Origin of the sequence: Chitinophaga horti (genome assembly GCF_022867795.2) — a bacterium.
In the GTDB taxonomy this organism is placed as follows: Bacteria; Bacteroidota; Bacteroidia; order Chitinophagales; family Chitinophagaceae; genus Chitinophaga; species Chitinophaga horti.
In genome coordinates, this window is the sequence record NZ_CP107006.1 from 3,637,836 (window position 1) to 3,652,840 (window position 15,005).

The window sequence follows — 15,005 nt, forward strand, 5'->3', positions numbered from 1 at the left end:
CTAAATAGAGAGAGGCTGACCGAAAAAGCAACAATGCTTTTCTGGTCAGCCTCTTTTTTTGAGAAGTATAGGCTGGCGGCTTCATAGGCACTCCAGGCGTAAGGGTTAGTTTTATGACTTACGTAGCGGAATAGCCCCCGCAAGGAAAAGGTTGTTTTTATGGCCTGCTAAGCCCTTCCCCTCGAAAGTAGCGGCGGAGCCAATATTTCACCCGATACCGCCGGACAACATGGCACTCCTCACGCATCCGCTTTCACCTGCGCCGTCATACGCTTTGCCACCGGCACTTTATTATTTACTGGTTTCTTCTTCTTTTTCCTGCCCCACCATACCATAAAACCCGTAACAGGCAACGACGCGGAGATGAGCGCCGCGAAGAACATCGCGATACGTCCAGGTAATCCCGCAATGCCACCTACATGGATGTCATAGTTCATGCGTACCACTTTTTCCGCGAGGGAGGCATCGGCATATTTACCCAGGTACGATGCAGGTATCTCTTTTCCGGTATACTGATCAAAATAGCGATGATCGGCGTCGTGAAACCATTGCCTGTTAGGATAAGCACGGGCATGTATGGCGGCAGAGTCGTTGGCAGGCAGGGATAGTGTGTGAGCTGCTGCATCGGGATACATCTTCATAAACTCCGTAAAAACGCGGTTGATGGCGGTACTGTCTTTTATGGGCGTATTCCTGTCAGACTTAACCACAATGGCTGCAGGCCTGGTTTTCCCGCCGCTGAAGACCCAAAACTCAGCCTGCGCCACCCATTGGAAACTCCAAACCAGCCCCGTTAAGGCGGCGAACAATACGATCCAGCTGGCATAGAAACCTAACACATTGTGCAGGTCATAATTAAGGCGTTTGGGAGATGCGTCCCATTTAATACGGTAACTTGTCTTTCTGCGCGCCTTGTTGCGGGGCCACCACAACACGATGCCGGTTACCAGCATCACCAGGAAAATGAGCGTGCCGTAGCTGACTACGACATGGCCAAGGTCTTTGGGCAGCCAGAGATACATATGCCCCTCGATGATAAAGCTGAAGAACTCGTCTTTCCGGTCCAGCACCTTTTGCACTTTGCCGGTGTAAGGATTCACATATACATTAAAATAGTAGTAGGGTTCTTTTTGATAGAACTGAACCACGGGCGCCTTGCCTGCCTCTTCATACAGGATCCGGAACGCTTTTTTACCGTTCATGGCCTGCTCCGCGGCGGCGCGTATATCCGTCACCGGTTTGTAGGGTTTATTTTCTACCGTAACGAAACGATAGGGCTGCGTGAATTCAGAGATTTCGGGCTGCCAGGCATAAATGGCACCGGTAATAGATATGATAAATACGACGATTCCCGAAACGAGGCCCAGCCACAGGTGCAGCCAGCCGAAGATCTTTTTCATGTTCATACGCGATATGTCAGTAACGTAAAATGAAGATACCTGCCTGGTATCTTCATTTTACGCCGGTTGGCCAATGTTTAGAATTTGATGGTGAGGTTCACCGCCCAGTTACGCGGCGGCTGCGGCTCGCCCCAGGGGCCCCAGTACATTACGTCGGTAATGTTGTCCAGCTTCACTCCTACACGGTAACCCGGACGGTCGTAAAAGATCGTACCGTTCAACACCGTATAGGCGGGGAAGTAAGTGAGGTTGTTATTGTCGAATACGATGTCACCATTGTACACGCCACCGGCGCCGATACCCAGGCCGGATACTTTTCCGCTGCTGATGCGGTAGCTGATCCAGGTGTTGGCCATGTGTTTTGCGCCGGATGCCGGGGGACGTTTGCCTACAAAGTCTTTCGCCTTGGTGATCTCGATTTCGTTGAAGCCGTAACCAGCCAGGATGTTCAGGCCGGGAATGGGATTGGCAATCACCTCTGCTTCAAAGCCCTTGCTCTTCCAGGTGCCATCCTGGTAATAGATGGTGAGGTCGGCAGCATCCTGGCGGATTTTATCTTTTACGGCGATGTCGTAAGCGCTCAGCGTTACGCTTAATTTACTTTTGAGTAGATCGGCCTTAATACCGCCTTCCCACTGGTTCGCCTGCTCCGGCTTAAACACATTGCCGTTACGGTCTACCTGTGCGGAATAACTAAAGCCGTTCTGGTAGTTGGCGAATACAGACAGCTGATCTTTCACCACCTGGTACACCGCACCAAATTTGGGTGAGAAGGACGACTTGCTGTAGCTGCCAGTAGTCGCGCCGGTCACCAGGGAAGTAGATCCTTTCGCATCTACTTTATCCCAACGCACGCTTGCCATCACGAGCAGCTGCCCGGTAAGGTTCACCACATCGGACACATAGATGCCGTAACGGTCTGTATGGTTTTTGAAATAGTTCGTCGGCTTCATACCTGCCAGGCGCCTGTCCACATCTTCTCTTAACAAGATAGGTGTTGATGCGGTGGTCGATACCGTATCATGGATATAGGCAAGGGTATAAGTAGGCTGCGTAATATCCGCCAGGTAATCGGCGCCCACCAGTACGCGGTGTTTGATTGCGCCCGTGTGAAACTCTCCGTTCAGGTTCTGCTGAATCTGGATGGTGTTGTAGTTATGGCTATACTTCTGTACACGCCTTGACAGCGTTTCGCCGGTGCCTAACAATGTGCCCATGAATTGATACTGTTCACGCGCATTTACACCGCCGGTAGAAAATATGGTGGTCGTATTCCATTTGCTGTTGATCTTATAGTTCATGTTAGCAAACAGGTTGTAGCCGGGGAATACAGACACCAGGTCGTTGGAGTAGAACGTTCGTTTGTAATACTTCGCCATAGCGGCTTTATAATCGGCCGGGGCGCCTAACGGGTTCAGGTAGGCGATAGACTGTGTGCCGGCGTTGCGGAACATCTCCACGTCTATGAGAAACGAGAGGCGGTCGCTCGCTTTATAAGCGAAAGAGGTAGCCAGGAAGTAATTACGCCTGAAACCTGCTTCCTGGAAGCTTTCCTGCCCCCAGCGACCAAAGTTCACCCGCAGCAGCGCGGTTTTGTCTTCGTTCAATGGTGCGTTGATGTCCGCAGTGATGCGGTTCAGTCCCCAGCTGCCCGCCGTAAAGTTCAGGTCTGTCCGGAAGGTTTCGAAAGGTTTTTTGGTCACCCTGTTCACCAGGCCGCCGTAAGAAACTGCGCCGCTACCGAACAAAGTACCGGAAGGGCCCTTCATCACTTCGATGCGCTCCAGGTTAGCCATGTCGACGGTGATCAGCTGGTTGGCCACCATGCCGTTACGGATGTAGTTGGCAGTACGGAAGCCACGGATGATCGTTGACGTACGGCCGTTGCTCACCGTTTCGGTAGAGTTAACACCCGCCACGTTTTTGATCGCGTCTTTATATTCGAGGATGCCCTGTTCTTTAATGAGTTCGGAGGTTACGATATTGTATACCTGCGGGTTTTCCAGGTTTTTCAGTGGCATACGGGCCACATAGTCACTCTCTTTTTTAGCGAATTTATTTTTACCGCTGGCGATGATCACTTCCTGGAGGGTTTGCTGTGACGCTTTCAGCTGAAAGTTTTGCTCCGCGGTTTGGCCTGCGGTGATGGTCACGGTGAAGCTGATCATATCATGACCTGCTACGAACGCTTCTGCCAGGTAGGTGCCGGGTGCTACGTTGCGAATAATATAGGCGCCGTTTTCGTTGGTAACCGTTTGCTTACGGGCGTCTTTCAGGCGAACGCCTACGCCTGGCACTTCCGTGCCGTCTTCCGCCGTTACGCGGCCTTTGAGGGTGCCCTGGCTGGTTGTTTGTGCGGTTGTTGTGCCGATCATTATGAGCATGAACAGGCATAAGATAAAAATTACTCTCATGGAAAGATGTTAAGGTTAGGCTTTTGGCGGAAATCAATAATCGAGGCGCAAAGGTATCAGGCGAACGGAGGGGTAGTAGATCAAATGCGGAATTTGATTTGCGCTAAAGGGAAAAAACTTAAGTTATAAAAAACAAAAGAAGGGCGACCCATGTCCGCCATATCGCTAAAATAGTATCACATTACAGACAAATCTGCATTCGCAAAAACGGCCAGATAACTTTCCGATAACTTGACATAACTCTCGCACAACTTTCACATAACTCTCACATAACTCTCACATAACTTAAACGCCACCCCGACGACTTTTTTTTATGATATAGAATTACCAAACTTACCGGTATCTACTCCCCCATTTCCAGCAACGGTCTGAAACTCAATTCCGGCAACACCACCTTCGCCACTTCCTTCAATCGGCCCGTTTTATCATTGAACGCCACGCCCGTCGAAGCATGTGTGATCATACACATGTCATTTGGCCCGTCGCCTACGGCCACGACCTGTGCGGCAGCGAAGCCGTGAACGCCCATCATGTAGCGCATCATATTGGTTTTACAGTATACGTGCTGGCAGGAACTATCGGCCTGGTGCAGGAAGGCGGGCGGGATGACTACTTCGCCGGTGGCCATATCTTCCAGGAAGATGAGTTCATTGGCACAGGCGAAATCCATGCCCAGGCGTTGGCGCAGGTAGCCGGCCACACAATCGTAGCTGTCGCTGATAATACCCAGGGTGTAGCCACGGCCCTTCAGCTCCTTTACCACGGCTTCGGCATCTTCCACTAAAGGCATGGAGGTGGCTACATCCATTATATCACGCCGGTCGACGCCTTTCAGCAGGGTGGCGATCTTACGGGTGCGGGGAATATCGTCCAGGCCTTCGGCGACGATCGACACGAGCTGGTCGTGGAAGCCAAACTCCCGGGCGGCGGTGTAGATAAAACTGTGCTGCAGCAGGGTGTTATCCATGTCAAAGATCATCATCTTCCTGAGCCCTGTTTCGTTTCCTGTATGCATGTATAAATGGTCTTTAAAATGGATATAAGCCCGTGCCTCACAATGTCCGGATTTCCGATTACCTTTGCCGTCTGACAATTTTTAACAATTATCTACAGCATGAGTGTTGTATCTGCCATCAAAAATGCTGCCGCGGCAGCCGTACAGGAAATATACCAGCAGCCGTTTACGGCGCAGGACATAGCCGTGAATATTACCAAACCCGAGTTTGAAGGGGAATATACTGTTGTGACCTTCGGTTTTACTAAGATGAGCCGGCAAAGCCCTGAAGCTACCGGGCAGGCCATCGGCGAAGCGCTGGTGAAAGCCAACCCGGAGCTGATCGCGAAGTATAACGTGGTAAAGGGGTTCCTGAACCTCACTATCCACGATAACTACTGGACTAACTTCTTACAGGCATCATATAACAATAAGTTAACGGCGCAGAAACCGGCTAACGGTAAGAAAGTGATGGTAGAGTACTCCTCTCCCAACACCAACAAACCGTTACACCTTGGGCACCTGCGTAATAACTTCCTTGGCTACTCGGTAGCAGAAATCCTCAAAGCCAATGGCTATGAAGTGATCAAGGCGAACCTGGTAAACGACCGTGGTATCCACATCTGTAAATCGATGCTGGCCTGGCAGCTGTTCGCCCATGGCGACACGCCGGAAAGCACGGGTATTAAAGGAGATCACCTGGTAGGTGATTACTATGTAAAGTTCGAGTCCATTCTCAAAGAACAGGCAGAACCGATCATCTCCCGCGTACTGGAAGGTAAGTTCTCCGACTTCGACGGCGAAGACCTGGAAAAGGTGCGGAAGCTGCATGCGGCTTTCGTAAAACCGGAAAACCAGGGCAACGACGAGAAGCTGGGCAAGATCGCCGACGAGGTGAAAGAACTCGCGCGTAACAAGACCGAGATCATGGTACAGGCCAAGATCATGCTGCAACAGTGGGAAGCCGGTAACCCGGACGTTCGCGCGCTGTGGAGCAATATGAACCAGTGGGTGTACAAAGGTTTTGACGAAACGTATAAAAGACTGGGTATCGACTTCGATAAGATGTACTACGAAAGCGAAACCTACCTGTTAGGTAAAGCAGTAGTAGAAGAAGGCCTGGAAAAAGGGGTGCTGTTCCGCAAAGAAGACAACTCCGTATGGATCGACCTGACGGCCGACGGCCTGGACCAGAAGCTGCTGCTGCGTGGCGACGGCACTTCGGTGTACATGACCCAGGACCTGGGCACGGCGCGCCTCAAGTACGACGACTATAAAATGGACCAGAGCATGTACGTGGTGGCCGATGAACAGGCGTATCACTTTAAAGTGCTGAAACTGATCCTGGAAAAGATGCAGGAGCCTTGTGCTTCCGGCATTCACCACCTCTCCTACGGTATGGTGGAACTGCCACATGGCCGTATGAAAAGCCGCGAAGGCACCGTGGTGGATGCAGATGATATGATCGATGAAATGCTGGCTACTGCGAAACAACAAACGCAGGAACTGGGCAAGGTGAAAGACTTTACAGAAGATGAACTGACCCAACTTTATGAAACCATCGGTTTGGGTGCGATCAAATTCTTCCTGCTGAAAGTGGATCCGCGCAAGCGAATGATCTTTAACCCGGAGGAGTCGATCGACCTGCATGGTTTTACTGCTCCTTTCATCCAGTATGCGTACGCCCGTATCCGTTCTATCCTGCGCGAGTTTGGTACCACGGGGATGTCGGACAACTATGCATACATGGCGGAACTGTTGCCGTTGGAGAAAGACCTGATCGTACTGAACGAGCAGTTCGGCAACGTGATCGAAGATGCGGCAAAAGAAACCAGTCCGGCTGTAATTGCGAACTACGCGTTCCAGCTGGCACAGAGCTTTAACTCCTTCTATGCAAAGAAAGAGAACGGCCGTTATGTGTACTCCATCATCGACGCGGAGAATGAAGAAAAGAAACACCTGCGTTTGCAGATCGCATCGCTGACCGCCAACACCATTGCGCAGAGCCTGAAGCTGCTCGGCATTAGTGTACCGGAAAGGATGTAAGAATATTGACTATAAAACAGCAAGGGCCGCGACGATCGCGGCCCTTTTTTGTTGCTCCTTCTGCAAAAGAAAAGGGATGTTCTGTTACGAACATCCCTTTCAAAAAAATACCACCGGAAACACAAGAACAGTTTGTCGGAACGCTTGCCATGTTCCGGGCCGACCTGTGTTTTTAAGCCCCGTGGCGTAATCGATATCTTATTTCACGTCGCCTAACGCCAGCGCCTGATCGCAGATTTGCTGACCTTTGGCCAGCTGGCCAGCACCGATGTACGATTTGCCGAGCATAAACATGGCAAAGGCGTTCATGGGTTGCATCACCAGGATGCCGTTCCATTGCGTGAGCGCGTTCGTGTAATCTTGTTTTTTATAGTACGCATTCGCGAGCGAAAGCATCGTGCGAATATCTTTCGGACGCAGGGTAAGCGCAGATTTCAGGTGGCGAATGCCTTCTTCTGTTTCTGATTGCCGCAAACAGGCGTTGCCAAGATTGTAATAGTAGTCCGCATCTGCGGGGCGACCTAAAGCGTTGGCTTTTTCGAAGGCGCCGGCGGCATGTTTAAATTGTGCCATGTTGTAATGAATCATTCCAAGTTCATAAAATAAGTTGGCCTGGGTGCTGTCTATCCGGAGGGAAGCGTGGTAGTATCCGATACTTTCTTCGTAGCGCTCTTGAAGTGCCAGCACTTGCGCTAATTTGTAGGGAACCGCCGGGTTTGCCGGCTCTTCATCTAACGCTTTGGTAAGATGGCGTATTGCGTTGTCGGCATGGTCGAGGTGATAATAACATAGGCCAATCATCCTTTCCATCCTTCCCGCGCCAGCTTCCTGTGCCTGTTGTGCATAGGTGAGTGCGTCTTCGAAGGCTTGCTGCTCGTAATAAAGTTCCGCTACGTTTTGCAGCGCCACTTTATGGAACGGTTCCTTTCTTAAAAGTACGAGAAACTGCTGCTTCGCAGATTCAGTCTGTTGCTGCAGGCGGTACACCAGCGCCAGTTCCAGATGTGCGCCCGTAAGCCCCTCATCTTCCCTGATCGCCGCGGTAAAACACGCCGATGCGGCATTCAGCTGGCCTGATTGTTTCAGTGCCAGACCTTCTTTATACAATTTCTTTGCCTTGTGATCATTCTCGGGTGAGGATGCTATTGCAGGGTTGCCGGCAGAAAAAAGCAGCAACTGCAGCCATAGGATACAGGTTCGGGATACGGTCATAAAGCCAGGGAGGTTTAAGCCCTGTTTCACAAATATAAATATAACATAATTTATAAACTAGTCTTTATGCATAACGTTTGTGTTATTTCTGTGTTATGCACTTTCGGTTATTTCATACTGCCCGCTGTAAAAGAGAAAGGCAGTATATCCTGCACAGTATTCAATAACCATACCGGACCAGTTTGTCCGCCCAGCAATATACGGATCGGCTTTTGCTGCCGCTGCTCGTACTCCAGCAATGTTTGCCGGCAAATGCCACAGGGTGAAATAGGCACCGCACCTCCCCCTGTTCGTTTTGATAACTGACAGCAATAGCTTCGATACCTACGCCGGGATACACGGCGGATGCGGCGGATAGGGCCGTACGTTCTGCACAGATGCCCACCGGGTAAGACGCGTTCTCCTGGTTGGTCCCCGTAATCGTTTCACCATTATCGAGTTTCACCACGGCGGCCACGCGAAAGTTGGAGTAAGGAGCATAAGCATGTTGCACACCTTGGCGCGCCTGCACGATCAGCGCAGCATCTTCGGGGGCAAGGAATTGCAGGTCGTCGGCCTGCAGGTATTCAAATGATTGCGTGACTTTTTTCATCCTTTACAATTTAAGGAATAAAAAGCAAAGGGATGAAAGTTGCCCTTCATCCCTTCGACTGTAATATTGTAAACTGGTTAGTGAATACCGCGGAACAGGCGGCTCCAGCGGATGCCGTCTTTACCATAACTCATCCAGATAAGCCAGGCTTTGCCCACTACGTGATCTTCCGGCACAAAACCCCAATAGCGGCTATCGAGTGAGTTGTTGCGGTTATCACCCATCATCCAGTAATAGTTCATTTTAAAGGTGTACTGGTCGGTAGCCTGACCATTTACATAGAACCCTCCGTTCTTCTCTTCCAGGGTGTTGCCTTCGTACACACCGATGATGCGGCGGTAGAATGCGATGTTGGAAGCGCTCAGTTTAATAGTGGCACCTTTCTTTGGCACCCAGATCGGGCCAAAGTTATCGCCGTTCCAGCCCAGCGCAGTGTCATGCGGGAACATGGAATCGGGGTTAGGTTCAGCTACACCGGGTTCGTAACGCAGGTACGGTTGTACATTTACTACCGCAGGTTTCATCTGCTGCAATACAGGTACGTTCTCTGTCGTTAAATTGTATACAAAATTGTTGTTGCCAACAAAACTGCCGTCGATATTGTCTACACCCATTTCCTCGAGGCGGGTGCGGTTCAGTTCACTGCCTGATGTGGTAACGATGTACATATGTTCACTCTGCGGCGGTACAGGCGCAGGCTGACCATTCACGTACACCACCGTGTTGATCATTTTCACCGAATCGCCACCGATGGCAATACAGCGTTTAATATAGTTTTCGCGTTTATCTACCGGTCGGGAAGTTACCTTGTAATCCTGCCACACCTTTTCGCGACCTTCGGCACGTACCAGCGCATAATAGCTCTGGTCCTGCTTTTCGAGGGCAACCGTATCGCCTTCGGGGAAGTTGAATACCACTACGTCGTTCCGTTTAACGTCGGTAAAGCCCCACCAGCGGCGGTATTTCCACTGCACCGCTTCGGAATAAGCTTTGCTGTATTTGGTGAAAGGGAGGGTGTGATGAGTAAAAGGCACCGCCAGCGGCGTCATCGGTACGCGCGGGCCATAGCTGATCTTGCTCACGAAGAGAAAGTCGTTCACGAGGAGCGTTTTCTCCATAGAAGGAGTAGGAATGGTGTAAGCTTCAAAAATGAAAGTACGGATCAGCGTGGCTGCGATGATCGCAAAAACAGCCGCGTCGATCCACTCGCGTAGGGGCGACTTCTTTTTCTGCTGTCCATCTTTCTTTCTCCAAAATGCAAGATTCATTCGGTGACTTTTAGTTGTAGTTTAAGTGCTTTAAGCAACAAATATAATATTCTGTTAATTCTAACCAGCTTTATCCAATATAAAGTTTTCATAAAACCGTGAAAAGGCATAAAAAAATACCACGTTCGTTCAACTTCTTAAGTTATATTTTTGTTTAATTCTACACGTATTACTTTGAACAGTTTTTCCATAAAAGATATTGAATTGCTCACCGGCATCAAAGCCCACACCATCCGGGTGTGGGAGCAGCGCTATAACCTGCTGAAGCCGAAGCGTAAGGATACAAATCACCGGGTGTACGACAACGACGATCTTAAACACATTATGCGCGTATCTTACCTGTACCACCGCGGTGTTAAAATTTCCAAGATCGCGGAGATGACGGAAGACGAGATCCGCCACCGCTCGCTGGAAGAAAAGATTTCCGAAGATCTGTTCCAACCCTTTAGCAACCAGCTGGTAGAAGCCATGATCGACTTTGACCAGCAGCGATTTGAAAAGGTGTTTAACAATGCCCTGCTGCGATTTGGCTTCGAGAAAACGATCCTGCAGGTGATTTACCCGTTCCTGCAGCGCGTGGGGCTGCTTTGGCTCAACGACTGCGTTAATCCCGCACAGGAACACTTTGCTTCGCTGATCGTGCGCAAGAAAATGATGGTGGCTATCGACGGGCTGGAGCTACCGCGCGACAACACACCGAATCAATTCCTGCTCTTTTTGCCGGAAGGTGAGTATCACGAAATCCCCCTCCTCTTTATACAATATTTGCTGAAACAAAACGGCAGCCAGGTGGTAAACCTCGGCCCGAGTGTGCCTCTGGAAGACCTTAAGTTCTTCACGGACCGCCGCCGCGTTACGCATATCTACACACATATGCTCACTTGTTTCGATCATAAAGACATGGACGCCTACCTGCAACAGATGGCCGGGATGTTCCCGGATGTACACATTATTGTATCCGGACCGCAAACGGAGCGCATTGCGCATACCTTGCCCGCCAACATCAGCGCGTTACATTCGCTGGATGAAATACTGGAATTTACGAAAGGAAAAAAGCAGTTAGTTCGCGAGCGACTCGCGGAGGATCGCATTGATCTCTGCTGCGCGATTCAGTACCATGAAGTGTCCGCCGCCATTAATGCGGTGCGTCGGCTGCAGGTAACGGATCGGGAAGGGACGATCTTTGGTGCCGTGTATATGCACGACGGATTCGGGCATCCATTCATTTTTCCACTGGCAGATCACACACATCGCCCAGCGGGTGTAGGCGTAATCTTTTTTAGCCAGGTACTCGCGCACCAGTTGCAGTTCATACTTTGTTTTCGTTTGCAGGAAAAACTCCACGATGAGGCGCCGCCGGCCAAACAGGAGACTGTCGGGCATTTTGCGGAGTACGAATTTGGAGAAGAGATTGTAGCTATAGTAAGGCGGCCGCTCTTTCTTATGTTTGATACTCGAGAGCAGGATCACCTGTTGTGCATTGACGATGCGCGCAATTTCCACACACATCATACCGCCGAAAGAAAGTCCGAGAAGAATGGGGTTATCATGTTTGATTTCCTGCGCCATGCGTGCAGCGTATTCCGCGATGGATTCGTCGGCACTGGCAGGTTTAATCCAGGGCAGGTAATGCGTTTCATACCCTTCAGGAAACTCAAGGTTGCCAAATACACGGCCATCTGCCCCCAGGCCGCTGATCATGTAGATATGTTTACTCATCGTCTGCCCCGGATTTTTTTATCCCGTAGCGTTCCAGCTTGTTATATAAGTGACTTCTCTGTATGCCGAGTTCCTGCGCGGTATGCGTCATGTTCCAGGCGTTCTTGCGTAGCATGAACTCAATGAAAATGCGCTCTACCTCTTCGCGAAACTCGTGCAGCCGGTTAAAGTCTAACAGCTCGTCACTCAGGTAGTTGCTTTTTTTGTCGTGATTCGGCACTACGTAATTGTCAACATCATCGGCCACGATCGTTTTGCCCGAAAGGATCACCAATCGTTCCACCACGTTACGCAGTTCCCGGATGTTGCCCGTCCAGTTATGCGCCTGCAACGCCTTGATCGCGTCTTTGTCCACCTGCTTACGCGCAGTGCCATACTCATTGCAGATGCCGTCGAGGAAGTGTTCTACCAGCAACGGAATATCTTCTTTACGGTCGTTCAGCGAAGGCACGTGGATCAGGATCACACTTAAACGGTGGTATAAGTCGAGGCGGAAGTTTTTGTCTTCCACTTCTTTCAGCAGATCTTTATTGGTAGCGGCTACCACCCTTACGTCCACACTAATCTCTTTATCACCGCCCACGCGGGTAATTTTGCCTTCCTGTAAAGCACGCAGCACTTTGGCCTGTGCACTCAGGCTCATATCGCCTATTTCATCGAGAAACAGCGTACCGCCGCTGGCCTGCTCGAACTTACCGATGCGTTGTTTCACGGCGGAAGTAAAGGAGCCTTTCTCATGACCAAACAGTTCACTTTCGATCAGTTCGCCGGGGATGGCGGCACAGTTCACCTCCACCATCGGACCGCTGTTGCGGTTGCTGTGGGCGTGAATCCAACGGGCTACCACTTCTTTACCCACCCCGTTTTCGCCGGTGATGAGTACGCGTGCGTCCGTAGGGGCTACTTTCTGAATGGTGTCTTTAATCTTCAGGATCGCAGACGCTTCGCCGATCATTTCCGGGGTTTTGTTCACCTTCTTACGCAGCGTTTTGGTTTCGGCCACCAGCGTGGTTTTGTCCATCGCGTTACGCAGCGTGATCAGTAAACGGTTTAAGTCCGGCGGTTTGGAAATATAGTCGTACGCGCCTTTTTTTACCGCCTCTACCGCGGTATCGATATTACCGTGGCCCGATACCATTACGATGGGCACGTCTGGATTGATTTCTTTTGCTTTTTCGAGGAACTCGAGGCCGTCCATTTTAGGCATCTTAATATCGCAGAGCACCGCGTCATACGATTTGCCCTGGAACATCTTAAAACCCTCTGCGCCGTCGGCCGCTTCATCTATCTTATACCCTTCATAGGTAAGAATTTCCGAAAGCGTTTTACGGATACTTTTTTCATCGTCGATAATCAGGATATTGGCCATAGTGTGCTGTCCATTATATTAAACAGTGCCAAAAATAACACAATGCGATTAAATAGCCGTTAAAAGTCTTTTTTTTGCTGATACACGTGTTACGCCGGCGAAGTTATAACGTAAAAGCAACCTGAATATTGAAGCTGTTAGCCCCGGTTTGTGAAAGGATTTGGCAAAAGTCTACCAACTTTACAGACTTAAAGACTAACTTTATCATACAGCACCAAGAAGGTAACTGTTCCATATATGAAAGATTTACTGCAACAACTCAGATTGCGGCATGCCGAAGCTGCGGCCAACGCGTACCCGTCGACCGACATGGTGAACGCCTTCAGTAACAACTTCATCAACTGGTTATTCCCGGAGCATACCGGCCAGGTGATGGAAGCTTCGCAGCTGGAGGTTTATCCCGCAGTCCTTGAGCACCAGCTCACTACCCTGCTGCAGGGCATGCAGCAGCGCCTGCCCGGCGATGCCGCGGAATTAAGCCGTCAGTTCATGGCCCAGGCGCCGGGTATTTATGAAGACCTGACCAAAGACGCCGAAGCCATATTGCAGGGCGACCCAGCCGCCACCTGCCTGTACGAAGTGATACGCGCCTACCCCGGCTTTCATGCCATTGCCGCGTACCGCGTAGCCCATGCACTGCACCTGCTGCAGGTACCGCTGCTGCCGCGTATTATTACTGAAACCGCGCATACCCGCACCGGTATTGACATACACCCGGCCGCTGTAATTGCGCCGTACTTCTGCATTGACCATGGTACGGGCATCGTGATTGGCGAAACCACCATCATTGGCAGTCACGTGAAGTTATACCAGGGTGTAACCCTCGGGGCGCTGAGTATCGATAAGTCGATGGCAAAAGACAAGCGCCATCCGACAATTGAAGACCATGTAGTCATTTACGCCGGCACTACCATACTTGGTGGTAAAACGGTAATAGGACATCATAGCGTAGTAGGGGGAAACGTGTGGCTCACTAAATCTGTGGCGCCCCTCTCCCGGATTTATTATAAAGCAGACGGCACGATAAACGTGATCGAAAACAAGGTAGTATAATATGAGATCCATCCTCGACCTGGTGGGCAACACGCCCATGGTAGCACTCAAACATATTCCGGTGAACCCGAACGTGACCATTTACGCCAAACTGGAGGGTCACAATCCCGGCGGCAGCGTAAAAGACCGGGCTGCCTACGGCATGATCAAAGGCGCCCTGGATCGTGGTGAACTGAAGCCCGGCATGAAGCTGATAGAAGCCACCAGTGGCAATACCGGCATTGCCCTCGCCATGATCGCCAACCTTTTTGGCGTAGAGATCGAGATCGTGATGCCCGAGGATGCGACCAAAGAACGGGTGCTGAGCATGGAAGCCTTCGGTGCTAAAGTTGTGCTTACCGCGAAAGAGGCTTCTATGGAGGGGGCGATAGACTATGCGAACGAGCAGCTCGCCAAAGGCGGCTACTTCAACCTGAACCAGTTCGCCAACCCCGATAACCACGGCGCCCACTACCGCAGCACCGGCCCCGAGATCTGGCGCGACACCAACGGCCAGGTGACCCACTTTGTAAGCGCCATGGGAACTACCGGCACCATTATGGGCGTATCCCGTTTCTTAAAAGAACAGAACCCGAAAGTCCAGATCGTAGGCTGCCAGCCGACCGACGGCTCTAAGATCCCCGGCATCCGCAAATGGCCGGAAGCTTACCTCCCCAAGATATTCGACCGCTCCCGTGTAGACCGCATCATGGACATCTCCGAAGCCGACGCCCGCACCATGGCCCGCCGCCTGGCCCGCGAAGAAGCCATCTTCTGCGGCATGAGCAGCGGTGGCGCCGTATCTGCCGCCGTAAAGCTGGCGGAGGAACTGGAGCATGGGACGATTGTTTGTATTATTTGCGATAAGGGGGACCGGTATTTGTCGACGGATTTGTTTGCTTAGTCGCTGACAGGGCGTTGCCGCTGAAGTGAGTGACACAACGGCGGCTGATCAGAAC

Annotated in this window: 11 protein-coding genes and 1 pseudogene; 4 read left to right on the top strand and 8 right to left on the bottom strand. The window is 50.9% G+C overall.

Translation table 11 applies throughout. The features are described 5' to 3' along the window. Positions 1–239 precede the first annotated feature (239 nt). From MKQ68_RS14665 to MKQ68_RS14675, 3 genes are all read right to left on the bottom strand, one after another. Positions 240–1,400 carry a PepSY-associated TM helix domain-containing protein gene (locus MKQ68_RS14665; RefSeq protein ID WP_264279782.1) on the bottom strand — a complete coding sequence of 387 codons (1,161 nt, stop codon included), beginning with the start codon at positions 1,398–1,400 and terminating at the stop codon, positions 240–242. A gap of 77 nt (positions 1,401–1,477) precedes the next feature. After that, a complete protein-coding gene (locus tag MKQ68_RS14670; RefSeq protein WP_264279783.1) occupies positions 1,478–3,814 on the bottom strand; it encodes a TonB-dependent receptor in 2,337 nt (778 codons plus the stop codon). Positions 3,815–4,157: 343 nt separating this feature from the next. Further along, the gene (locus MKQ68_RS14675) at positions 4,158–4,829 is read right to left on the bottom strand and encodes an HAD-IB family phosphatase (RefSeq protein ID WP_264279784.1); all 672 of its coding nucleotides are present in this window, start codon (positions 4,827–4,829) and stop codon (positions 4,158–4,160) included. A 99-nt stretch (positions 4,830–4,928) separates the two neighbouring features. Here MKQ68_RS14675 and argS point away from each other — a divergent pair, with 99 nt between their 5' ends. After that, a complete protein-coding gene (argS, locus tag MKQ68_RS14680) occupies positions 4,929–6,854 on the top strand; it encodes an arginine--tRNA ligase (RefSeq protein WP_264279785.1) in 1,926 nt (641 codons plus the stop codon). Positions 6,855–7,052: 198 nt separating this feature from the next. Here argS and MKQ68_RS14685 read toward each other — a convergent pair whose 3' ends face one another. The 3 genes from MKQ68_RS14685 to lepB all read right to left on the bottom strand — a co-directional run bounded on the left by MKQ68_RS14685 (position 7,053) and on the right by lepB (position 9,926). Further along, positions 7,053–8,066, bottom strand: coding sequence for a tetratricopeptide repeat protein (locus MKQ68_RS14685; RefSeq protein ID WP_264279786.1), 1,014 nt, complete (start codon positions 8,064–8,066; stop codon positions 7,053–7,055). A 160-nt stretch (positions 8,067–8,226) separates the two neighbouring features. Further along, positions 8,227–8,658 (bottom strand): cytidine deaminase family protein, encoded by a 432-nt coding sequence (locus tag MKQ68_RS14690; protein ID WP_264279787.1) that lies wholly within the window; start codon positions 8,656–8,658, stop codon positions 8,227–8,229. 77 nt (positions 8,659–8,735) lie between these two features. Continuing rightward, a complete protein-coding gene (lepB, locus tag MKQ68_RS14695; RefSeq protein ID WP_264279788.1) occupies positions 8,736–9,926 on the bottom strand; it encodes a signal peptidase I in 1,191 nt (396 codons plus the stop codon). A gap of 237 nt (positions 9,927–10,163) precedes the next feature. Between lepB and MKQ68_RS25935 the strand changes: the two are divergent. Continuing rightward, positions 10,164–10,520: pseudogene (locus MKQ68_RS25935) on the top strand (MerR family transcriptional regulator); the annotation flags it as partial. A gap of 465 nt (positions 10,521–10,985) precedes the next feature. On the opposite strand, the gene MKQ68_RS14705 reads toward MKQ68_RS25935, so the two are convergent. After that, entirely contained in the window at positions 10,986–11,645 is a 660-nt protein-coding gene (locus tag MKQ68_RS14705) for an alpha/beta fold hydrolase (protein ID WP_264279790.1), read from the bottom strand. Beyond that, positions 11,638–13,014: a sigma-54-dependent transcriptional regulator gene (locus MKQ68_RS14710; RefSeq protein WP_264279791.1), complete on the bottom strand. Its 1,377-nt coding sequence runs from the start codon at positions 13,012–13,014 to the stop codon at positions 11,638–11,640. Before MKQ68_RS14710 ends, MKQ68_RS14705 begins: the two co-directional genes overlap by 8 nt. 237 nt (positions 13,015–13,251) lie before the next feature. Here MKQ68_RS14710 and MKQ68_RS14715 point away from each other — a divergent pair, with 237 nt between their 5' ends. Continuing rightward, positions 13,252–14,067, top strand: a complete 816-nt coding sequence (locus tag MKQ68_RS14715; protein ID WP_264279792.1) for a serine O-acetyltransferase — start codon at positions 13,252–13,254, stop codon at positions 14,065–14,067. A 1-nt stretch (position 14,068) separates the two neighbouring features. Beyond that, positions 14,069–14,950, top strand: coding sequence for a cysteine synthase CysM (gene cysM / locus MKQ68_RS14720; protein WP_264279793.1), 882 nt, complete (start codon positions 14,069–14,071; stop codon positions 14,948–14,950). Positions 14,951–15,005: the final 55 nt, after the last annotated feature.